This window comes from Erwinia typographi (assembly GCF_000773975.1).
Lineage (GTDB): Bacteria > Pseudomonadota > Gammaproteobacteria > Enterobacterales > Enterobacteriaceae > Erwinia > Erwinia typographi.
Genome location: NZ_JRUQ01000025.1, coordinates 1 through 20,523 on the forward strand (window position 1 = coordinate 1; position 20,523 = coordinate 20,523).

At 55.6% G+C, this 20,523-nt stretch carries 22 protein-coding genes; 12 read left to right on the plus strand and 10 right to left on the minus strand.

The window, feature by feature from the left end; all coding sequences use genetic code 11:
* Positions 1-230 precede the first annotated feature (230 nt).
* Entirely contained in the window at positions 231-791 is a 561-nt protein-coding gene (gene gmhB, locus NG99_RS06885) for a D-glycero-beta-D-manno-heptose 1,7-bisphosphate 7-phosphatase (protein WP_034890045.1), read from the minus strand.
* 180 nt (positions 792-971) lie between these two features.
* Between gmhB and metN the strand changes: the two genes are divergently transcribed.
* The 6 genes from metN (at position 972) to proS (ending at position 6,582) form a co-directional block, all read left to right on the plus strand.
* The gene (metN, locus tag NG99_RS06890) at positions 972-2,003 is read left to right on the plus strand and encodes a methionine ABC transporter ATP-binding protein MetN (protein ID WP_034890049.1); all 1,032 of its coding nucleotides are present in this window, start codon (positions 972-974) and stop codon (positions 2,001-2,003) included.
* The gene (locus tag NG99_RS06895; RefSeq protein WP_034890051.1) at positions 1,996-2,649 is read left to right on the plus strand and encodes a methionine ABC transporter permease MetI; all 654 of its coding nucleotides are present in this window, start codon (positions 1,996-1,998) and stop codon (positions 2,647-2,649) included. The genes metN and NG99_RS06895 overlap by 8 nt, the downstream gene beginning before the upstream one ends.
* 30 nt (positions 2,650-2,679) lie before the next feature.
* Positions 2,680-3,495: a MetQ/NlpA family lipoprotein gene (locus tag NG99_RS06900; protein WP_034890054.1), complete on the plus strand. Its 816-nt coding sequence runs from the start codon at positions 2,680-2,682 to the stop codon at positions 3,493-3,495.
* A 145-nt stretch (positions 3,496-3,640) separates the two neighbouring features.
* Positions 3,641-4,045 (plus strand): Rcs stress response system protein RcsF, encoded by a 405-nt coding sequence (gene rcsF / locus NG99_RS06905; RefSeq protein ID WP_034890056.1) that lies wholly within the window; start codon positions 3,641-3,643, stop codon positions 4,043-4,045.
* Entirely contained in the window at positions 4,042-4,749 is a 708-nt protein-coding gene (gene tsaA, locus NG99_RS06910) for a tRNA (N6-threonylcarbamoyladenosine(37)-N6)-methyltransferase TrmO (protein WP_034890059.1), read from the plus strand. The genes rcsF and tsaA overlap by 4 nt, the downstream gene beginning before the upstream one ends.
* A 111-nt stretch (positions 4,750-4,860) precedes the next feature.
* Positions 4,861-6,582, plus strand: coding sequence for a proline--tRNA ligase (proS, locus tag NG99_RS06915; RefSeq protein WP_034890062.1), 1,722 nt, complete (start codon positions 4,861-4,863; stop codon positions 6,580-6,582).
* 48 nt (positions 6,583-6,630) lie between these two features.
* Here the strand turns inward: proS and NG99_RS06920 are convergent, their stop codons facing one another.
* From NG99_RS06920 to NG99_RS06930, 3 genes are read right to left on the minus strand one after another with little or no spacing between them, the layout of a single operon-like run.
* A complete protein-coding gene (locus NG99_RS06920) occupies positions 6,631-7,029 on the minus strand; it encodes a copper resistance protein NlpE N-terminal domain-containing protein (protein WP_052130583.1) in 399 nt (132 codons plus the stop codon).
* 13 nt (positions 7,030-7,042) lie between these two features.
* Positions 7,043-7,465, minus strand: coding sequence for an alternative ribosome rescue aminoacyl-tRNA hydrolase ArfB (arfB, locus tag NG99_RS06925; protein ID WP_034890064.1), 423 nt, complete (start codon positions 7,463-7,465; stop codon positions 7,043-7,045).
* Entirely contained in the window at positions 7,462-8,016 is a 555-nt protein-coding gene (locus NG99_RS06930) for a YaeQ family protein (protein ID WP_034890067.1), read from the minus strand. The genes arfB and NG99_RS06930 overlap by 4 nt, the downstream gene beginning before the upstream one ends.
* A 132-nt stretch (positions 8,017-8,148) precedes the next feature.
* On the opposite strand from NG99_RS06930, the gene NG99_RS06935 reads away from it, so the two are divergent.
* The gene (locus NG99_RS06935; RefSeq protein ID WP_034890070.1) at positions 8,149-8,349 is read left to right on the plus strand and encodes a YaeP family protein; all 201 of its coding nucleotides are present in this window, start codon (positions 8,149-8,151) and stop codon (positions 8,347-8,349) included.
* The gene (gene rof / locus NG99_RS06940) at positions 8,336-8,599 is read left to right on the plus strand and encodes a Rho-binding antiterminator (protein WP_034890072.1); all 264 of its coding nucleotides are present in this window, start codon (positions 8,336-8,338) and stop codon (positions 8,597-8,599) included. The genes NG99_RS06935 and rof overlap by 14 nt, the downstream gene beginning before the upstream one ends.
* Before the next feature lie 39 nt (positions 8,600-8,638).
* Here rof and tilS read toward each other — a convergent pair whose 3' ends face one another.
* The 3 genes from tilS to NG99_RS06955 form a co-directional block, all read right to left on the minus strand.
* On the minus strand, positions 8,639-9,943 hold the full coding sequence (gene tilS, locus NG99_RS06945; protein ID WP_034890074.1) for a tRNA lysidine(34) synthetase TilS: 1,305 nt from the start codon (positions 9,941-9,943) through the stop codon (positions 8,639-8,641).
* Positions 9,944-10,005: 62 nt separating this feature from the next.
* On the minus strand, positions 10,006-10,395 hold the full coding sequence (locus NG99_RS06950; protein ID WP_034890077.1) for a VOC family protein: 390 nt from the start codon (positions 10,393-10,395) through the stop codon (positions 10,006-10,008).
* A 76-nt stretch (positions 10,396-10,471) separates the two neighbouring features.
* Complete coding sequence (locus tag NG99_RS06955) at positions 10,472-12,619, minus strand: lysine decarboxylase LdcC (protein WP_034890080.1); 2,148 nt, start codon at positions 12,617-12,619, stop codon at positions 10,472-10,474.
* A 460-nt stretch (positions 12,620-13,079) separates the two neighbouring features.
* Between NG99_RS06955 and NG99_RS06960 the strand changes: the two genes are divergently transcribed.
* From NG99_RS06960 to NG99_RS06975, 4 genes are all read left to right on the plus strand, one after another.
* Positions 13,080-13,988 carry an NADP(+)-dependent, decarboxylating phosphogluconate dehydrogenase gene (locus NG99_RS06960; RefSeq protein ID WP_034890098.1) on the plus strand — a complete coding sequence of 303 codons (909 nt, stop codon included), beginning with the start codon at positions 13,080-13,082 and terminating at the stop codon, positions 13,986-13,988.
* Positions 13,985-14,527, plus strand: coding sequence for a phosphoheptose isomerase family protein (locus NG99_RS06965; protein ID WP_034890082.1), 543 nt, complete (start codon positions 13,985-13,987; stop codon positions 14,525-14,527). Before NG99_RS06960 ends, NG99_RS06965 begins: the two co-directional genes overlap by 4 nt.
* Positions 14,528-14,617: 90 nt before the next feature.
* Positions 14,618-15,934, plus strand: a complete 1,317-nt coding sequence (locus NG99_RS06970; RefSeq protein ID WP_198138744.1) for an MFS transporter — start codon at positions 14,618-14,620, stop codon at positions 15,932-15,934.
* Positions 15,935-15,936: 2 nt separating this feature from the next.
* A complete protein-coding gene (locus tag NG99_RS06975) occupies positions 15,937-17,427 on the plus strand; it encodes a gluconokinase (protein WP_052130584.1) in 1,491 nt (496 codons plus the stop codon).
* On the opposite strand, the gene NG99_RS06980 is transcribed toward NG99_RS06975, so the two are convergent.
* The 3 genes from NG99_RS06980 to NG99_RS06990 form a co-directional block, all read right to left on the minus strand.
* Positions 17,420-18,292 carry a MurR/RpiR family transcriptional regulator gene (locus tag NG99_RS06980; RefSeq protein ID WP_052130585.1) on the minus strand — a complete coding sequence of 291 codons (873 nt, stop codon included), beginning with the start codon at positions 18,290-18,292 and terminating at the stop codon, positions 17,420-17,422. The genes NG99_RS06975 and NG99_RS06980 overlap by 8 nt on opposite strands.
* 132 nt (positions 18,293-18,424) lie before the next feature.
* Positions 18,425-19,384: an acetyl-CoA carboxylase carboxyl transferase subunit alpha gene (gene accA / locus NG99_RS06985; protein ID WP_034890088.1), complete on the minus strand. Its 960-nt coding sequence runs from the start codon at positions 19,382-19,384 to the stop codon at positions 18,425-18,427.
* 12 nt (positions 19,385-19,396) lie between these two features.
* A partial coding sequence (locus NG99_RS06990; RefSeq protein ID WP_034890091.1) for a helix-hairpin-helix domain-containing protein occupies positions 19,397-20,523 on the minus strand: 1,127 nt, incomplete at its 5' end.

A 20,523-nucleotide genomic window follows, 5' to 3' on the forward strand; every position in this document is an offset into this window, starting at 1 on the left:
AGAGCGGTGCGGCAAGGGCCCGAGGCCTTACTGCGAGGTGGCGTATATTACGCTTTCCTCTTTCAGAGTCAACCCCTTAAATCAGGATTTTTCTCTTCATCTTTCAGCACGCTGAGCGCTTGCTCATTGCCGTTCGATGGAGGCGCATTATAGGGATGCGCCGTGGGAAGGCAAGCACAAATCTGAAGTTTTTTTACCGTTCGATGAAACTTCGTTCATAACGCTGCTTTTTAGCCCTGTCTGATGCGGGCAGGCAGATCTGCAAGGCTGTTAATCACCCAATCCGCGGCATTTTCTCCTTCCGCCGTTACCGGCTTACCGCTGCGGACTAATACCGTCCTTCCGACACCGGCCGCCTTACCCGCCAGCATGTCATCAATTTTATCGCCAACCATATAAGAAGCCGCCATATCGATGTTCAGCTCTTTCTGTGCGGACAACAGCATCCCCGGTTGCGGCTTACGGCAGTCGCACTGCTGACGATACTCTTCTGTTACTGCTTCCGGGTGGTGCGGACAAAAGTAGATGCCATCAAGGTCAACATCACGGTCAGCCAGCGACCAGTCCATCCACTCAGTAAGCTGCATAAAATCATCTTCCGAGAAAATGCCGCGCGCAATCCCTGACTGGTTAGTCACCATCACCAGCGCGAAGCCCATCTTTTTCAGCTCATGCATGGCCTCGATGGCGCCCTCAATAAACTGAAAATTATCGATCTCATGAATGTAACCATGATCCACATTTATCGTACCGTCACGATCCAGAAATATGGCGGGAACTTTGTCTGTCACGTAGAAACTCCTGCTACTAAAGTTGCCGTAGAGTATCGCATGATTGCGCTCAAGGTGAGAATGGCAGATTGAATGACTTTGATTGATTTAGCCGTCTGGATGCCTTACCATCCACCCGTATTTCGCCCCTGGGGCGGAGCGCTTACACCACGCCACGGATAACTGCACTACGATAATAAAATGATAAAACTTAACTCTATCACCAAAGTGTTCCAGCTGGGTACACGCACTATTACAGCGCTGTCTGACGTCAGCCTGCATGTGCCCGCCGGACAAATTTATGGCGTGATTGGCTCATCGGGCGCAGGGAAAAGCACCCTGATCCGCTGCGTGAATCTGCTTGAACGCCCAACGTCCGGCAGCGTGCTGGTCGACAATCAGGACCTGACCCATTTATCTGAAGGCCAGCTAACTCAGGCTCGTCGGCAGATTGGCATGATCTTCCAGCACTTTAACCTGATGAACTCCCGTACCGTTGCTGGCAACGTGGCCCTGCCGCTGGAGTTAGGCAAGCTGTCAAAGGGCGAAATCAACGCCCGCGTCAAAGAGCTGCTTGAGCTGGTTGGTCTGGCCGACAAGCAGGACTCCTGGCCCGCCAATCTTTCTGGCGGCCAAAAACAGCGCGTGGCGATTGCCCGTGCGCTGGCGACCAATCCAAAGGTTCTGCTGTGCGATGAGGCCACCAGCGCCCTCGATCCGGCAACCACCCGTTCGATCCTCGAACTGCTGAAGGATATCAACCGCCGTCTCGGCATCACGATCCTGCTGATCACCCATGAAATGGACGTAGTAAAGCGGATCTGCGATCGCGTTGCGGTGATCAGCAATGGCGAGCTGATCGAGCAGAATACGGTCAGCGAAGTGTTCTCGCACCCGAAAACGCCGCTGGCGCAGCAGTTTATTCAGTCAACTCTGCATCTTGATATACCAGAAGACTACAGAGCCCGCCTCTCTGCCGAAAACCGGCCGAACAGCGTGCCTTTACTACGCCTGGAATTCACCGGCCAGTCTGTCGACGCACCTCTGCTTTCCGAGTCAGCCCGCCGTTTTAACGTCAACAACAATATTATCAGTGCCCAGATGGATTACGCAGGCGGCGTGAAGTTTGGCATTATGCTTACTGAAATGCATGGCACTGAGGCGGATACTCAGGGTGCCATTGCGTTCCTGAAAGAGCACCATGTAAAGGTTGAGGTATTAGGTTATGTCTGAGGCGATGATCCTTCTTCTCTGCCGGGGCGTCTGGGAGACGCTGGTCATGACCTTTGTCTCCGGCTTCTTCGGCTTTGTTATCGGCCTGCCGCTGGGGGTACTGCTCTACGTTACCCGACCCGGGCAGATTATCGAAAGCCGTGCGCTGTACCGCTCACTCTCCGCGCTGGTGAATATTTTCCGCGCGATCCCCTTTATTATTTTGCTGGTGTGGATGATTCCGTTCACCCGCGCCATCGTTGGCACTTCGATTGGTTTGCAGGCGGCCATCGTGCCCCTGACTATCGGCGCCGCGCCGTTTATTGCCCGTATGGTTGAAAATACGCTGCTTGAACTGCCGACCGGACTGATTGAAGCCTCAAGGGCTATGGGCGCCACACCGCTACAGATCGTGAAAAAAGTGCTTTTACCCGAAGCGCTGCCGGGGCTAATTAATGCCGCAACCATTACCCTGATTACCCTGGTTGGCTATTCCGCAATGGGCGGCGCCGTTGGTGCTGGCGGTCTGGGTCAGATTGGTATTCAGTATGGTTATATTGGCTATAACGCCACGGTGATGAATACGGTATTAGTGTTGTTGGTGATATTAGTGTATTTGATTCAGTTTTGTGGCGACCGCATTGCACGCGCTGTCACTCACAAATAAACAACGGTTTGCTTAAATTAAGGAAGGGATATGTCTTTTAACTTTAAAACATTGGCCGCTGTAGGCGCGCTGATTGGTACTCTGGCGCTGGTAGGTTGCGATCAGAAAGAGAAAGATCAAAACCATATTAAAGTTGGCGTGATTGTCGGCGCTGAACAGCAGGTGGCTGAAGTCGCTAAACAGGTCGCGAAGGATAAATATGGCCTGGACGTTGAGCTGGTCACCTTCAACGATTACGTGCTGCCGAACGAAGCGCTGAGCAAAGGCGATATCGATGTTAACGCCTTCCAGCATAAGCCTTACCTGGACCAGCAGATCAAAGATCGCGGCTATAAGCTGACGCCAGTGGGCAATACCTTTGTTTACCCTATCGCGGGCTACTCGAAGAAGATCAAATCGCTGGACGAGCTGCAAAACGGCGCTCAGATTGCCATCCCTAACGATCCAACCAACCTGGGCCGTTCACTGCTGCTGTTGCAGAAAGAGGGCCTGATCAAACTGAAAGAGGGCACTGGCCTGCTGCCGACCTCTCTGGATGTGGTTGAGAACCCGAAAAACATCAAGCTGGTTGAGCTGGAAGCGCCACAGCTGCCGCGTTCGCTGGACGATCAGCAGATTGCGCTGGCGGTAATTAACACCACCTATGCCAGCCAGATCAACCTGACGCCGGAAAAAGACGGCATCTTCGTTGAAGACAAGGAATCTCCTTACGTGAACCTGATTGTGGCGCGTGAAGATAACAAAGACGCGGAAAACGTGAAGAAATTCGTTCAGGCCTACCAGTCTGACGAAGTGAGCGCGGCGGCGAACAAGATCTTCAACGGTGGCGCGGTGAAAGGCTGGTAATACGGCCTGCTGCTGCGATAACCGCACATCAGCTTTTCGCACTACAAAGCGGGCTCTCGCCCGCTTTTTGCCTTTTTAAGCGCTTGTTATTTCCCTGAAGGCTTGTTTCAATAACGCCACTTTTACCGAAGATGAGGATGGTCCCATGCGTGTTTTATCGCTCTGTTTGTTAGCCCTTTCGCTGACAGGGTGTTCGCTGATGCAAAAACCTTATAAACCCGTCGAACCCTTTAAGCAGACTACGCAAACTCAGCCTGAACACATTAAGCCAGCGCCACGCCCTGTTCCGGTAAAACTGTATACTGACGCCAGCGATCTGGTGAGCAAACCTTTCCGCGATCTGGGTGAAGTTTATGGCGATGATTGCCAGGCCAGCGCGCAAAGCTCGCCGCCAAATATCAATACCGCCCGCAAAAGAATGCAGATCCGCGCGTCCTCAATGAAAGCCAACGCGGTGCTGGTGCACCAGTGTGAAGTCGTCAGCAATGCCCAGGGCTGCTACCGTCAGGCCGTCTGCCAGGGCTCTGCGCTGAAAGTCAGCAATCAATGAGTACATTTTCCTTCCAGCAGATCGGCACCGTTCACTCCCCCTGGAAGGAGAAATTTGCCGTCCCGCGCCAGCCAGGCCTGATTCAGGATGGCGGCGGAGAACTGCACCTTCAGGCCCCCTACAACCAGCCTGAAGCCGTTCGCGGCCTGGAAGCCTTCAGCCATCTGTGGCTGCTGTTTATCTTTCATCAGACGATGGAAGGCGGCTGGCGACCTACCGTTCGCCCTCCCCGCCTGGGCGGCAATGCCCGAATGGGCGTTTTTGCCACGCGTTCCACCTTCCGGCCCAATCCGATTGGCATGTCGCTGGTTGAGCTGAAGGGCATACGGACAGAAAAAGGCGGCGCGATCCTTGAGCTGGGCAGCCTGGACCTGGTGGATGGTACGCCGGTCGTCGACATCAAACCCTATTTACCCTTCGCCGAATCGCTGCCTGAGGCGCAGGCAGGGTTTGCTCAACAGGCCCCGGCAGCAGCCATGCCGGTCACATTTTCAGCGCAGGCGGCACAGCAGCTTGCCGTACACAGCCAACGCCACCCTAATCTTGCACGTTTTATTAGCGAGGTTCTGGCTCAGGATCCCCGCCCGGCCTACCGTAAAGGGGAGGAACCCGACCGTGAGTACGCGGCCTGGCTGCTGGATTTCAACGTTCGCTGGTGCGTCAACGCCGCCGGAACCGTAGTCATCGCCTTAGATCCCCGTTAATTTATTCCCCTGCATCTTTTGAGTCTTCCGCCACGCTGGTACACTAGCCGCCAGAATTTTTTTGGCTCTGCTTACTTCGAACAGCTTTCCGCTTAAATGGAATCGTAACTCATGCGTACTACTCAATATCTGCTCTCCACCCAAAAGGAGACGCCTGCCGATGCCGAAGTGATCAGCCACCAGCTGATGCTGCGTGCCGGGATGATCCGTAAGCTGGCCTCCGGTTTATATATCTGGCTGCCAACCGGTCTGCGCGTCCTGAAAAAAATTGAAAACATCGTGCGTGAAGAGATGAACAACGCCGGTGCGATTGAGATCTCCATGCCGGTTGTTCAGCCCGCCGATCTGTGGCAGGAGAGTGGACGCTGGGAGCAGTACGGCCCGGAGCTGCTGCGCTTTGTCGATCGTGGCGATCGCCCGTTTGTTCTTGGCCCGACGCACGAAGAAGTGGTGACCGATCTGATCCGTAACGAGCTGAGCTCTTACAAGCAGCTACCGCTGAACGTGTTCCAGATCCAGACTAAATTCCGTGACGAAGTTCGCCCGCGCTTTGGCGTGATGCGCTCGCGTGAGTTCATCATGAAAGATGCTTACTCTTTCCACGCTTCGCAGGAGTCTTTGCAGGAAACCTACGATGAGATGTACCGTGCCTACAGCCAGAGCTTCCGGCGGATGGGGCTGGATTTCCGCGCGGTCCAGGCCGATACCGGTTCAATCGGCGGCAGCGCCTCGCATGAGTTTCAGGTGCTGGCCCAGAGCGGTGAGGATGATGTGATCTTCTCCACCGAGTCTGACTATGCGGCTAACATTGAGTTTGCCGAGGCGGTTGCGCCAGCAGGCGGCCGCGCAGACGCTAAGCAGGCGATGCAGGAAATTGATACGCCAGACGCTAAAACTATCGCCGCACTGGTCGAACAGTTTGGCCTGCCGATTGAGAAAACCGTTAAGACGCTGATCGTTAAAGCCACCAAAGAGAGCGGTCACACGCTGGTTGCCCTGCTGGTGCGCGGCGACCATGAGCTGAACGAAGTCAAAGCTGAAAAGCTGGATCAGGTAGCCGCACCGCTGACCTTCGCGACCGAAGAAGAGATTCGTGCCGCCGTAGGCGCAGGCCCTGGCTCGCTGGGACCTGTCGGCCTGACTATCCCCATCGTGATTGACCGTACCGTTGCGGTAATGAGCGACTTCAGCGCTGGCGCCAACGTTGACGGTAAGCATTTTACCGGCATCAACTGGCAGCGAGACCTGCCGCTGCCGCATGTGGCGGACATCCGTAACGTGGTCGAAGGCGATCCGAGTCCGGACGGGAAAGGTACGCTACAAATTAAACGCGGTATTGAAGTCGGCCACATTTTCCAGCTGGGAACCAAGTACTCCGAAGCGATGAAAGCGGCGGTACAGGGTGAAGATGGCCGCAATCAGATCCTCACCATGGGCTGCTATGGCATTGGCATTACGCGTATCGTTGCCGCCGCGATTGAGCAGAATCATGACGATCGCGGTATTATCTGGCCTGCGGCCCTCGCCCCTTTCCAGGTGGCGATCCTGCCAATGAACATGCATAAATCTTTCCGCGTGAAAGAGCTGGCGGAAGAGCTTTACGCTCAGCTGCGCGCCAAAGGGATTGAGGTGATTCTGGACGATCGTAAAGAGCGTCCGGGCGTGATGTTTGCAGATATGGAGCTGATCGGCGTGCCGCACACTATCGTTATCGGCGACCGTAACTTAGACAGCGAAGAGATTGAGTATAAATCCCGTCGCGAAGGAGAGAAGCGGATGATCAAGACCGCCGAGATTCTCGATTTCCTGGTCAGCGAGATCGGCGCAGCCTGATAAAACGAGGGGCGGAGAATACCCTATCCGCCCCTCGTTTACTCAACGTCAGGATTTCACCGACGCCAGCCGGTAACTGTTAACCGATTCAATAGGATTCCCCTCGGTATCCATCATCTCCAGCCCATTATCCAGCGGTCGGAAATAACGTTTTTCTCCCTGATCCGAAATCAACACCAGTTTCTCGGCGGTTCTCGTCCAGCGCCCCTGCGTGGTGGTTTGCACGTTGTCTGAGCCCAGATAGAATTCGTTCAGCGTGTAGCGCCCTCCCTGCTGTAGAGATAACGACACCTTAATACCCTGGCAATCCGCACAGGGGATCACCCCCTGAAACTGCTGCGCCATCGTCTCCGGGGTTTGCGGTGCCGAAACAGAATCATGATTCTGGCACCCCAACAGTGACCCAACAAACAGCGTCACCAGTATCGCTATGACGACTTTTTTCATCCAATCCTCCTGCTTAATCCGGGATACCGCGCATTTTACCACGCAGCGATTTGGTTGTGGCTTTGCGGGCTTTTACCTCAAGCCGACGTTTTTTTGACGCGAGCGTAGGGCGTGTTGCACGCCGCGCTTTCTCTACCACGGTCAATTCCTGAATCAGATTCTCCAGCCTTTTCAGCGCCGCCTCACGGTTCATCTCCTGGCTGCGATATTCCTGCGCCTTGATGATCACCACGCCCTCCGGCGTAATTAAATGGTGACTGGCACAAAGCAGCCGCTCTTTATAAAACTCGGGCAGGCTGGAAGCGCGAATATCAAAACGCAGATGGATAGCCGTCGAACTTTTATTGACGTTCTGCCCGCCATTTCCCTGGGCCCTGATCGCCGTCAGCTCCAGCTCACTGTCCGGGATTGTGACGCTGCGTGACAAAATAATCATATCAGCTTGCCGTTAACCAGCCAGTCTGTAAAGCGAAGTTCCAGGTGGTTTTGCTGATCTGAGAGCCAGATAGTGCCATCCTGGAGGGTCGCCTGGAGAGTCATTGAGCGGGAAGCTAGCTGGGTTAACGCTTTCAGCTGCTGGTCATCAATAAAGCGTATGCTCAGATTCTCCTGCTGCGCCAGCTTGCTCTGGTTCTGCTGCCACCAGATTTGCGCTGCCCGTCCGTTGTAAGTATACAAAACAACGCTGGCGGAGCGATTGCAGGCGCGTTTTACTCTTCGCTCTTCCGGCAGCCCCAGCTCAACCCATAGCTCAATACCGTTATGATCGTTCATCAGCCAGATTTCTGGCTCATCTTCCGCACTGAGGCCACGGGTAAAGACCAGGCGCTCATGCGCGTTCATCAGCCAGGCTAACAGTCGCAACATCAGCCGCTCTTCAGTTTCCGATGGGTGGCGGGCCAGCGTCAGGCTGCTGTCGATAAAAACATTTCTGTCCATATCTGCAACGTTGACCGTTGCTTTATAAATGGTTGCTTTGAGTGCCATAGGGTTCCTTATCTGCATTGGCTGCTATTGTAACCCGTTGACACAGCAAATCACTCGCCGGTGGGCTGATTTCACGCAAAAGGCTGTGTTATAGTCGTAAAATAGCCAGAGAAAACTCTGAGTGAGGTGCAAATGCAAAAGTATTGTGAATTAGTTCGCCGCAAGTACGCTGAAATCGGCAGCGGCGATCTGGGATACGTGCCGGACGCATTAGGTTGCGTGTTGAAAGCACTTGACGAGGTAGCGGCCAATCCTGAGCTACACTCTTCCATCAGGGAACAGGCAGCTTTTGCTGCTGCAAACTTATTGGTGAGCGATTATGTTGACGAATGAAGCCTATAAACCGATAAACTGCGATGATTACGACAACCTGGAACTCGCCTGCCAGAACAGCTGGATGCTGGTGCTGGAACTGAAAAACGGTGAAAAACTGAAGGCTAAAGCCACCGATATGGTGTCACGAAAGAATGTCGAATACCTGGCTATCGACCTTTCCGGTGAGGTTCGCGAACTGCGGCTTGACCACATCGCCAGCTTCAGCCACCCTGAGCTGGGTACCGTGGTAGTCAGCGAATCTGATTAACTCTCCGGGCGGAAATCCTTCTTTCCGCCCCATCCCTTTCTAAAAAGTCTGTTTTATCCACTGCAAACGCCAGCCTGCCTGCTCTCCGGGTTCGCCTTCACGCGTAACGAACACGCCAACGGCGGCAATCAGCGTCTCGTTATAAAACAGCAGCGGGGTACGATCGCGCTGCCACGGCGGGATCTCCTTCTCCTGCCAGATTTTCTTCAGCGAGCGGCTGCCAGTCCTGCCAACGAGATGGAATTTCCCGTGAGCCTGGAAGCGCACGCTGACCTTTTCTGCCGCGCCCGGCGCCCGCACCTTCATCCCCTTCTCGCCCCGCTTTAGCTGGCCTAACCCCGCGGGCAAATTTAGCGTATCAGCGGCGGCTGACCAGCCAACAACAAGCTCGCTTGTCGGCTGGGTCAACGCCAGCCAGTAGAGTCGGTCGCGGAAGCGCCTGACCTCAAACTGGCCGAGCCGCAGGCGAGGTTCGGCATCCTGACTGCTACAGGCCACCTCCAGCCAGATGCGACGCAGCGACTCTCTGGAAGGCATCACCCCCTGCTGCAAGCCAATCCAGCGCCGGATGAGCGCCGCTCTCTTCGCCTCGCTCATCGTCAGCAACGGCGGCCAGCACAGGCTGCCTGCATCGTCTACCAGTTCACCGAGGGATTCGGCCAGCAGCTCATCCAGCAGTTGCTCCTGCTCACCGCACAGCATGGCGCTACGGGCAACCGCCCGGCTAAAGTGCGGCCAGCGGGCGGCCAGTTCGGGGATCACCCTCTGCCGCAGAAAATTACGGTCAAAGCGCACGTCCTCATTGCTGTCATCCTCGATCCAGCTTAGCCGATGTTGCGCCGCCCAGGCTTCCAGCTGAAGACGAGTGTGGGACAACAGCGGACGCAGATGGAGATTCGCTCCCAGTCTGCCCTTAGCGGGCATTCCGGCCAGGCCCGCTGGCCCGCTTCCCCGCTTCAGCGCCAGCAGCAGCGTTTCACACTGATCGTCCTGGTGCTGCGCGGTCAGCAGGCATTCGCCAGGCCGGAGGGATGCGCTAAAAGCCTGGTAGCGGGCGGCGCGGGCGGCAGCCTCCACGCCCTGCTCGCTCGCATCAAGCGTCACCCGAACCACAGTCAGTTCGACCTGCCAGCGCTGACACTGCTGCTGGCAATGCTGCACCCAGCCGTCCGCCAGCGGGTTCAGGCCGTGGTGAACGTGGATGGCCCGCAGCCGCAGCTCGCTCTGCTGCTCGCGCAGCGTAACCAGCTGATGCAGCAGGACGGATGAGTCCAGCCCGCCGCTGAAGCCTACCAGCAGGTGCTGCTGTCCATCCAGGTGCTGTACAAGTGAGAGCAGTGACATCAAAGTTCCGTAGCCGGGCAGGATAATCCGGCCAAAGTTGGCCGGATCGCAATGGCGCTATATTACGCCTGATACAGCTCCAGCGGCAAACCATCCGGATCTGAGAAGAAAGTAAAGCGCTTGCCAGTAATGGGATCGACGCGGATTGCCTCGCAGGCCACGCCGCGAGATTCCAGATAGCTTTTCGCGGCATCAACATCGTCAACGCTAAACGCCAGATGGCGCAGGCCGCACGCCTCGGGGTGAGTAGGCCTTGACGGCGGGAACGGGAAAGAGAACAGCTCAATGGTGTACTGGCCATTGAGGGCCAGATCCCCTTTCCAGGAGTCCCGGGCCTCACGGTACACCTCGTCTGTCAGGGTAAAGCCCAGAATGTCGCAGTAAAAAGCCTTACTGACCGGATACTGGCTGGCAATGATAGCAATGTGGTGAACCTGCTTAATTCCTAACATAGTAATTCCTTGATAATGACTACTGGGCCCTACCTTACGCAGGCCAGGACGCGCCGACAATGGCACAATTCCGGAACTATTCCGCCTCGCTTCGCCATACCCGCACCAGGTAGCGTCCATCCTCCGTCAGCTTCGCACCGTGGATATCGGTTTCAAAGCCCGGATAGTGTTTGCCAATGGTGCAGAGCATCAGCAGAAAGTCGAGAACCGCCCGGCTTTCTTCGGTGATCATTTCGCCGGGCATGACCACGGGCACCCCCGGCGGATAGGGCAGGATCATATTGGCCGAAACGCGCCCCACCAGCTGAGCGAGCTCCACCGTTTCGACGTTCCCTTTCACCTGCTGCTGGAACATCTGGTGCGGCGTCAGTTTCATCTCAGGTAGCGTGGCAAAAGCCTGTAGCATCAGCCTGGGGAGATCGTGCTCACGGATTAAACGGTGGATACCCTGCGCCAGGTCCTGAATCCGCATAGTGCGATAGAAATCAGGGTCCTGCGCATAAAGATCCGGCAGCATGTTACTGACCCGCAGATTAAGATCGTAAGCCCGTTTGAATTCGGTCAGCCCACGCAGCACGCTCATAGCTTTGGTTTTATCGATACCAATGCTGAACAGGAACAGCAGATTGTAAGGGCCGGTTTTTTCCACCACCACGCCCCGCTCGTCGAGATATTTTGCCACCAGCGCCGCCGGGATCCCCTCGTCAGCCATCACGCCCCGTTCGCTCATGCCCGGCGTCAGGATCGTCACCTTGATCGGATCGAGGTACATATGGTCGGCATCCGCCTCCATAAAGCCGTGCCAGTCTTCGTCTCCCGGCTGAATGGCCCAGCACTCTGGTTCATCCACGCCTTCCGGCTGCCAGATATCAAAGAACCAGCCTTCGGACTCTTCGCGCAGGCGCTGAATCTCACGGCGGAAATGCAGCGCGCGTTCAACAGAACGGTTTATCAGGCGCTTGCCCGGATTACCCCGCAGCATCGCCGCCGCCGTCTCAATCGAGGCGACAATCGAATAATTCGGCGAAGTAGTGGTATGCATCATGTAAGCTTCATTAAAGGTCTGCTCGTCATAATCGCCCTTAATGTGGATCAGTGAAGCCTGAGAAAATGCGGCCAGCAGTTTATGGGTCGACTGCGTTTCATAGATGACTTTGCCCGGCGTGCGCTCGCCGCTCATGCCGCTTAGCCCCTGATAAATAGGATGGAAATTGGTGTAAGGCACCCAGGCGGAATCGAAGTGGATTGAGGGAACATCCAGCGTTTCCTTGATGTATTGGGTGTTATAGAGCAGCCCGTCATAGGTCGAGTTGGTGATCACCGCATGTACCGGCCACGTAGCGCGTTCAGTCTGTGCTACCTTCAGCGCAATGCTCTCTTTGGTGAATTCACGTTTCGGGATGCCGCCCAGGATGCCTAGCGCGTTACGGGTAGGTTTCAGCCAGACAGGGATAATGTCGCTCATCATCAGCAGATGAGTCAGCGATTTGTGGCAGTTTCGATCGATCAGCACCGTGCTGCCTGCCGCTGCCGCGTACATCCCCACGATTTTGTTGGAAGTGGAGGTGCCGTTAGTCACCATGTAGCTCTGCTCGGCGCCAAAGGTGCGTGCGATATACTCTTCGGCCTCCAGATGTGGGCCGGTATGATCCAGCAGCGACCCCAGCTCGGTCACCGAGATCGAGATGTCCGCCTTCAGCGTGTTGGCGCCAAAGAAATCATAGAACAGCGTGCCGACCGGGCTTTTCTGAAAGGCCGTTCCGGCCATATGCCCCGGCGTACAGAAGGTGTATTTCCCTTCTTTCACATAGTTGAAGAGTGCTTTGGTCAGCGGAGGCGTGATGGTGTCGATATATTCATTGGTGTACTGGCGGATGCGCTGGGCGATCTCTTCTGAAATGCCCAGACCATATTCAAAGAACCACATGGACATGCGCATCTCGTTGATGCTGACATCCATGCTGGAATGCGTATTGATAAAGGCATACAGCGGCAGGTATTCATTCAGCAGCTGGATTTCGCTGCAAAGATCCTGACTGTATTCATCCCAGTCGAAAATCACGCCGCAGATCCGCGGATTGTGCTCAATCAGTTTCAGCAGGTCGCTGGCATCTTTCGGGTAGATGGTCTGGAATCCCTGGGCGTTCAGCGCCCCGTCCAGCTCACGAATGGGTTCATCTTTATAAAATGCGTTATGCGGCCCCATTATCGCGATAATATTCAATGCTTACCTCCTGATCATCATGTGCAAGGGGTAAGCATAGCGAAAATGGGGTTTGAGGGCAGAAAATTCCACCCTGATCAATCAAGTCTTGTCCTGAGTGTGGTCTGCTGCCGCGTTTTTCCACACGGATTCGCTGCCTTTTTCGGCGCCCTGTTCGCCCGGATACCTCTCACAGGCGGCGATAATGCCACGGTGACTCACTCAGCAATAAACCCTGAGCAATTTAAAATAATGTAACGGACAAGGTCACCGAAAATAAAAACGGCTAAATAAAACAGCTTCAGAATGGTAAGCATCCTTTACCTTAAATCATCGTATAACCTAACCATCAGAAAATATTTTAAAAAAATTAAGAAATTTATTTTCTTAAAGCTGAAAAGAAGGAAATTTATTTACATCTTTACTTATTCCCATGCCGAACTTATTTTCTAATTACATTAACTACGGCTGGAGTAATGAAATGAAACTGGGTTTTGTCGGACTGGGTAAGATGGGTTTCGCCATGGTCGGACGGCTGCTGACAGCGGGTCACGAGGTCATATCCGTTGATAAAAATGAGCAGGCGATGGCCAAAGGGGAGCAGGAAGGCCTTACCGTAGCCACTTCCCTTGAAGCGTGTATTGCACAGCTGCCCTCGCCTCGCGTTATCTGGCTGATGACGCCGCCGGGCCAGGCGACGGAATCGGTCATCGATTCGCTGGGATCGCTTTTATCGGCAGACGATATCTTGGTTGACGGCGGCAATTCCGATTTCCGCGATACGCTGCGTCGCGCAAAAGCGCTACAGAAAAATGGCGTCGTTCTGGTGGACACGGGCGTCAGCGGCGGCACTCAGGGAGCAAGAGAAGGCTGCGGTTTGCTGATTGGCGCCGAGCCGCGTCTGGTAGATTATCTGCGTCCGATATTTGAAGCGCTGGCGGCAAAAGGCGCCTGGGCGCGAGTTGGCAACAGCGGTGCCGGGCACTTCAGCAAGGCGGTGCATAACGGCGTGGAGTACGCTCTGATGCAGGCCTACGCTGAAGGGTATGAACTGCTGTCAGCCTCCGACATTGAGGTGGATATTACCGGCGCAATGCAGGCGTGGCAGAGCGGCTGCTCCATCCGCTCGCACCTGCTGGAAAAAATGCTGGAGGCCCTGGCCGAAGATCCAAAACTGGAGGGGATCAAAGGCTACGCTGCCGATTCCGGCATGGGCCGCTGGACCGTCGAAGAGGCAATTCGCCTGCGGGTGCCAACGCCGGCGATCAGCGCCGCACTCCAGGCGCGTTTCCGCTCCCAGCAGGAAGACTCGCCAGCGATGAAAAGCATTGCCGCCCTGCGGGGGGTGATTGGCGGACATGCGGTGGTTCGCAATGGAGAAAAATCATGAGTGAATGGCAAACCGGACAGCGCTTGCAGCAGGTGGTGGATGAGCTGGGCGCAATGACCGCGCAGATTGATGGTACGCAGCTAAACGCGCTGGCGGATATTTTACACCAGGCACCCGCCGTGTTTTTCAGCGGCCAGGGGCGTTCTGGCCTGATGGTGAAAGCGCTGGCGATCCGCCTGATGCATATTGGCCTGAAGGTTTACGTGGCGGGGGAAAGCAGCACGCCCGCCATTGCCGCAGGGGAATGGTTGGTTGCGGTGTCGTCCTCAGCTAAAACGCCCGCCACATTGTCGCATATTGCCGCCGCTCGCAAAGCTGGCGCATCGATTGCTCTGATCAGCGCGGCGGAAGCGCCAACCATTCAGGCCGATCTGACCCTGGTGCTACCCGCCCGTAGCCAGGTTCCAACCAGCCAGCACGCCGGATCGCTGTTTGAACAGTCGCTGCTGCTGGCCGGAGATGCAATGGCCTGGCGGGTTCAACACTTGCGCGGCCAGGCTGACGCCCAATTGGATCGACGTCATGCCAATTTGCAGTAGTCGTGAGTAAAGATAACCTGAACAACCTGTAATAAAAAACGCACCTGTCAAACAGGGCATTCTCCAAAAATACAATACCAGGAGGACATCGTGAACCCTACACTCTCAACATCGGTTGGAGAGACGCCCGTGCTCGCCAGTCAGGATCTGACAATAAAAAAAATACGCCGCAGGCTGATCCCCTATTTATTGCTACTGTATGCGATTGCCTATCTCGATCGCACCAATATCAGCTATGCCGCGTTGCAAATGAACAGCAGCCTCGGTATTACGCCAGGGCAGTTCGGCATGGTCGCCAGCATATTTTTTATTGGCTATTTCCTGTTTGAAGTCCCGAGTAATATTGCCTTAAATAAATTCGGCGCCAGAAAATGGATAGCGCGCATATTAATAAGCTGGGGCGTCGTGGCAATAATAACCGCTTTCGTGACCTCTGTTTATCATCTCTATATTTTACGATTTTTACTTGGGGCGGCAGAGGCGGGCTTCTTTCCCGGCATCGCATTTTATCTGACGTTCTGGTTTCCGCGACGCTACCGCGCCAGCGCAATGGCGACTTTTTTCCTGGCGCAGATTGCCTGTAACTGCCTGGGCGCGCCGCTGAGCGGTTTTATTATGGATCACGCCGACTGGATGAATATGCAGGGCTGGCGCTGGATGATCCTGCTGGAAGGCATCCCGGCGGTTGTGCTGGGTATCACTACCCTGTTTGTGCTCAGGGATACGCCAAACGAAGTGAAGTGGCTGACGGCAGAGGAAAAGGCCTGGATAACCCATGAGCTGAATGAGGAACATCGCCAGTCTCAGGTGCGTGATTTGCACTGGTGGAAGATCCTGGCCAATCGCCACGTACTGTATCTGGCTATCACCTATGTCTGGATCGTCATGGCGATTTACGGCATTACTTTCTGGATGCCGACGCTGATCAAAGGTTTCCAGCAGCACTTCTCCAATACGGTCATCGGTTTTCTGGTGGTGATCCCGACGCTGGTAGGCGGCGTCGCCATGCTGATTAACGGCTGGCATTCCGACCGCACAATGGAGCGAAAATGGCATGTGATTACCGTCATCACTATCGGTGCTGCAGGCATGTATTTACTGGCGGTCACCAGCAATACCTGGCTGTCGATGCTGTGGCTGTGCCTGATTTCAATAGCGGCTTATGGCTACATTGCCGTATGGTGGACGATCCCTACCGCCTTTTTAAGCGGGCTTTCAGCGGCAGTTGGGCTGGCGGCTATCAATTCGGTGGGCAATCTTGGCGGCTTTTTAGGGCCGTGGATCGTCGGATCACTGGTGGACTGGACGGGTACGCCGCGCGCCGGTTTGCTGTTCCTTGGTACCTCTTTCGTTATCGGTGCCGTGATGCTGGCCTGCTTCCGTCCGCCGTTGAATAAAGAGGCATAACAATGACGCAGTCCGCTACGGTTCTGGCGATTGACATGGGGTCGTCTTCGCTACGGGTTTCACTGTTCGATATGGCAGGCAACCCGATCGGCGACTGTGTTCGCCGCAGCTACCAACTGGATACGGACCTGAGCGGCAGAGCCACGCTGGCCTGCGAGTCGCTGTTTGCCGACCTGTTTTCAGCACTGGATGCGTTACTGACGCAACCGAACGACGGCAGCGAGATCGTTGCCGTCGGTATCAGCACCTTCTGGCACAGCCTGGTGGGCATTGACGCTCACCAGCGGCCAGTTACGCCAGTTATCACCTGGGCCGACGGACGCGCCGCGCACGAAGCCGCCGCGCTGAAGTTTTCCGGCATTACCGGAAAATTACACCGCACCACTGGCTGTCCGGTTCATTCCAGCTTCTGGCCCGCGCGGTTGCGCTGGCTGGAAAAAGCCCATCCTGAGGTCGTTCAGCAGACGCGTCACTGGCTTTCGGCCGCCGACTTACTGTTTCTGATGCTATTCGGCGAGATGTCCACTTCGTTGTCGATGGCTTCCGGTAGCGGCCTGCTCGATATCAATCAGCAAATATGGTCGCCGCTGGCAACCTCAATCGCCCACGTTGATCGGGCCACTCTGCCAGCTATCAGCGAAGCTCCCCGGCGACAGCTGCTGCCCAAATGGGCCACCCGCTGGCCGCGACTGGCAACTATCCCGTGGTTTCCAGCATGGGGCGACGGTGCCTGTTCAAATATCGGCGTTGGTGCTCAGGACGAGGAGTCACTGGTGCTGATGCTGGGCACCAGCGGTTCAATGCGTCGCGTATGGCAAGCGGAAAGCGTTGAGCTTAACGATCCGGCGATGTGGTGCTATCGGGTAGACGCGCAGCGCTTCGCCGGAGGAATGGCGCTGTCGGAGGGCGGAAACTCTGCGGCCTGGGCCAGACAGCTTATTACGCCAGAGGAGGCAGTCGATCTGGAGGCGCGCATCGCCACAATGACGCCAGACGCGCACGGACTTTCCATCCTGCCCTATTTCCTTGGATCACGCAGTCCGGCATGGAGCGAAGGGCGTTCTGCGGCGATCCTGGGGCTAAACGCGGGAACCACTCCGCTGGAGATTTACCGTGCCACTCTGGAAAGTGTCGGCCTGCGCTTTGCGTTTCTGAAGCAACAGCTGGAAAAATCGTGGCCCGCGTCGCCGCACATTATTGCCACTGGCGCGGGTTTCAGCAACTCGCCGGTATGGGCGCAAATTGTGGCAGACTGCCTCGGCGAGCCCCTGACCGTCTCCCCCGTTGAGGAAGGGTCATTACGCGGCGCCGCACTGCTGACGCTGGAGCGCCTCGGTATACCAGTCGCTCCGCCAACCGCCTTCCCGCAAGGCCGGACCATCCAGCCAGACGGGCAGGCGCACCGTATATATTGTCACGCACGAGACCGCCAGGCCGCCTTTGATGCGGGCATTCTTGATATTTTGCGGCGACGGCTGGATGAACTTAATTAATCCTTCGTCGGCTGGCCAGCTCGTTGGCGCGATCCACCCGCGGCGCGGAGCGTTCAAAGTGCGAATAGCCAATAATGGTATAGAGGATATCTGCAATCAGCAGCTGTGACAGTCTTCCGGTCATTGAATCGCTGGAGAAAACGGTCGTCTTGGCAGAATAGCTCAGCACCAGATCGGCAGCCTGGGCTATGGGCGACAGCGGATTGTGGGTCAGGGCGAGCGTTTTAGCCCCCGCATCGCGGGCGCTTTGCAGAGCCGCAACCACCGGTTCGCTGCGTCCTGTATGGCTAACGCCGATCGCCAGATCCCTGGTGGAAAGGCCAGCGGAGGAGATCAGCATCAAATCATTATCAGACCATGCCGACACCGCCACGCCGAGCTTTAAAAGCTTATGGCGTATATCCACCGCCACGGTCGCGCTGCCGCCGATACCATAAAGATCAACGCGGCTGGCGTTGGCGATAAGCGCGGCGCTTTGCAGCAGCACGTCATTATCCAGCATAAGTCGCGTATCGCTCAGCGACTGCTGGCAGGCAGCGGTCAGCTTATTACAAATAACGTTAATTTCATCGCTCACCTCCAGCTCGCCGCCCTCGCCCGAAGGAGGGATCACCACCCGGTCTTTCGCCAGCAGAATGCGCAGCTGAGTGTAGCCCCGATAGCCGCAGTTCTGACAGAGTCGCGTAACGGTCGCCACGCTGACTTCCGCCTCACGCGCCAGTTCGGTGATGGTCAGATGAATAACGCTGTCGATATTATGCAGAAGATAACCATTCAGCCGCTTTTCTGCGGGAGTAAGCGAAGCATGAACGGCTTCCAGCCGCAAACGGACGTTTTCGAGCGGAACAGGTATTTCTTTCGTCATGACAAGTCATCAGAAGAGACAGGGAAGATGACTATAAAGGAATGGTGCTGAAGATGTAGTGAGCGCGCTCACCGCTTTTTCCAGTCAGCGGCAAAATGCGCGGGAAAGGCAATGCTCTCCCGCGTACAGGGATCAGGCGTAGCCGTAGTTCATCAGGCGCTGGTAGCGACGATCCAGCAGCTCTTCTTTACTCAGCACGTCCAGATCGGCCAGGTCTGCCAGCAGCTGCGCTTTCAGCGATTCACCAATAGCCAGCGGGTTGCGGTGCGCGCCGCCCAACGGTTCTGGGATCACGGTATCAATCAGCTTCAGCTCTTTCAGACGCGGAGCAATAATGCCCATCGCTTCGGCGGCCAGCGGCGCTTTATCGGCGCTTTTCCACAGAATTGATGCGCAGCCTTCCGGCGAGATCACCGAATAGGTGCTGTATTGCAGCATATTCACTTTGTCGCCCACGCCGATAGCCAGCGCGCCGCCCGAACCGCCCTCACCGATAACGGTGCAGATCACCGGCACTTTCAGACCAGACATCTCACGCAGGTTGCGTGCGATAGCCTCGGACTGACCGCGCTCTTCAGCCCCCACTCCCGGATAGGCTCCCGGCGTATCGATAAAGGTCACGATCGGCATATTGAAACGCTCGGCCATCTCCATCAGACGCAAGGCTTTACGGTAGCCTTCCGGTGCAGGCATGCCGAAGTTACGGCGAATTTTCTCTTTGGTTTCACGGCCTTTCTGATGACCAATGATCATCACCGGGCGACCATCCAGACGAGCGATACCGCCAACAATGGCTTTATCATCCGCATAGGCGCGATCGCCAGCCAGCTCGTCGAAATCCGTAAAGACGTTGCGGACATAGTCCAGCGTGTAGGGACGCAATGGGTGACGCGCGAGCTGCGCGATCTGCCATGCTCCCAAATCGGAGAAGATCTTACGGGTCAGCTCGACGCTTTTTTCACGCAGACGCTGCACTTCTTCATCCAGATTAATATCCAGTTTTTCATCCTGACGGCCAACCGACTTGAGCGAATCAATCTTTGCTTCAAGTTCTGCGATTGGCTGTTCGAAATCCAGGTAATTAAGACTCATAATATTCCTGTTTTAGTCAAACTCCAGTTCCACCTGCTCCGACCCAATCAGCGAGCGCAACTCGTTTAGTAAGCGATCGCTGGGCGACACGCGCCACGCTGCGCCAAAGCGCAGCTTCGCCCGCGCATCCTCTCTTTGATAGTAGAGATGTACTGGAATAGTCCCCGAACGATGGGGTTCCAGTGATTGACGGAGACGGTTCAAAAGCTGGTCATCAATTTGCCTGTCCGTCAGCGAGATAGCAAGTCCGCGCGCATATTTTTCGCGGGCTTCATCAATGTCCATCACATCGCGGGCGGTCATTTTAAGCCCCCCGCTGAAGTCATCGAAGCTGACCTGTCCGCTGACGATCAGGATACGGTCTTTTTCCAACAAATGCTGGAACTTATCTAACGCATCCGTAAATAACATCACCTCAAGACGACCAGAACGGTCGTCCAGCGTGCAGATGCCGATCCGGTTACCGCGTTTTGTTACCATTACGCGGGCCGCCACCACCAGACCGACGGCCATGGTCATTTTGCCACGGTCGGTCGGGTGCATGTCTTTCAGGCGCATTCCCCCAACGTAGCGCTCGATCTCTTTCAAATACTGATTGATCGGGTGCCCGGTTAAGTAAAGACCCAATGTTTCTCTTTCGCCATCCAGCTGAACCTGTTCAGGCCAGGGCGTGACGTCTGCATACGACTTTTCAATGTCTTCCGGCTCTTCCGCCAGCACGCCAAACATATCAGCCTGGCCGATAGCCTCGGCTTTGGCGTGCTGGTCGGCGGCCTTCAGCGCCTCCGGTAACGCGCTCATCAAGGCCGCGCGGTGCGGGCCAAGCCGGTCAAACGCACCGGACATAATCAGCTTTTCCAACACGCGACGGTTAAGCTTTTTGGTATCCGTACGGGCGCAAAGATCGAAAAGCTCGCGAAAATAGCCGCCTTCGTTACGCGCTTCAATAATGGCCTCAATCGGGCCTTCCCCCACGCCCTTAATCGCGCCGATGCCATACACAATTTCGCCATCCGCGTTAACGTGGAACTGATACTGACCGGAGTTGATATCCGGCGGCAGCACTTTGAGGCCCATCCGCCAGCATTCATCGACCAGCCCGACCACCTTTTCGGTATTGTCCATATCGGCGGTCATCA

Excerpts from the sequence above, each read along its gene's own strand:
- NG99_RS06975 (WP_052130584.1), top strand. The coding sequence starts at position 15,937 with ATGACGCAGTCCGCTACGGTTCTGGCGATTGACATGGGGTCGTCTTCG.
- NG99_RS06950 (WP_034890077.1), bottom strand. The coding sequence starts at position 10,395 with ATGTTAGGAATTAAGCAGGTTCACCACATTGCTATCATTGCCAGCCAG.
- tilS (WP_034890074.1), bottom strand. The coding sequence starts at position 9,943 with ATGTCACTGCTCTCACTTGTACAGCACCTGGATGGACAGCAGCACCTG.
- accA (WP_034890088.1), bottom strand. The coding sequence starts at position 19,384 with ATGAGTCTTAATTACCTGGATTTCGAACAGCCAATCGCAGAACTTGAA.
- NG99_RS06900 (WP_034890054.1), top strand. The coding sequence starts at position 2,680 with ATGTCTTTTAACTTTAAAACATTGGCCGCTGTAGGCGCGCTGATTGGT.
- NG99_RS06935 (WP_034890070.1), top strand. The coding sequence starts at position 8,149 with ATGCAAAAGTATTGTGAATTAGTTCGCCGCAAGTACGCTGAAATCGGC.
- rcsF (WP_034890056.1), top strand. The coding sequence starts at position 3,641 with ATGCGTGTTTTATCGCTCTGTTTGTTAGCCCTTTCGCTGACAGGGTGT.
- proS (WP_034890062.1), top strand. The coding sequence starts at position 4,861 with ATGCGTACTACTCAATATCTGCTCTCCACCCAAAAGGAGACGCCTGCC.
- NG99_RS06895 (WP_034890051.1), top strand. The coding sequence starts at position 1,996 with ATGTCTGAGGCGATGATCCTTCTTCTCTGCCGGGGCGTCTGGGAGACG.
- rof (WP_034890072.1), top strand. The coding sequence starts at position 8,336 with ATGTTGACGAATGAAGCCTATAAACCGATAAACTGCGATGATTACGAC.
- NG99_RS06965 (WP_034890082.1), top strand. The coding sequence starts at position 13,985 with ATGAGTGAATGGCAAACCGGACAGCGCTTGCAGCAGGTGGTGGATGAG.
- NG99_RS06960 (WP_034890098.1), top strand. The coding sequence starts at position 13,080 with ATGAAACTGGGTTTTGTCGGACTGGGTAAGATGGGTTTCGCCATGGTC.
- NG99_RS06920 (WP_052130583.1), bottom strand. The coding sequence starts at position 7,029 with ATGAAAAAAGTCGTCATAGCGATACTGGTGACGCTGTTTGTTGGGTCA.
- arfB (WP_034890064.1), bottom strand. The coding sequence starts at position 7,465 with ATGATTATTTTGTCACGCAGCGTCACAATCCCGGACAGTGAGCTGGAG.
- NG99_RS06980 (WP_052130585.1), bottom strand. The coding sequence starts at position 18,292 with ATGACGAAAGAAATACCTGTTCCGCTCGAAAACGTCCGTTTGCGGCTG.
- NG99_RS06930 (WP_034890067.1), bottom strand. The coding sequence starts at position 8,016 with ATGGCACTCAAAGCAACCATTTATAAAGCAACGGTCAACGTTGCAGAT.
- metN (WP_034890049.1), top strand. The coding sequence starts at position 972 with ATGATAAAACTTAACTCTATCACCAAAGTGTTCCAGCTGGGTACACGC.
- tsaA (WP_034890059.1), top strand. The coding sequence starts at position 4,042 with ATGAGTACATTTTCCTTCCAGCAGATCGGCACCGTTCACTCCCCCTGG.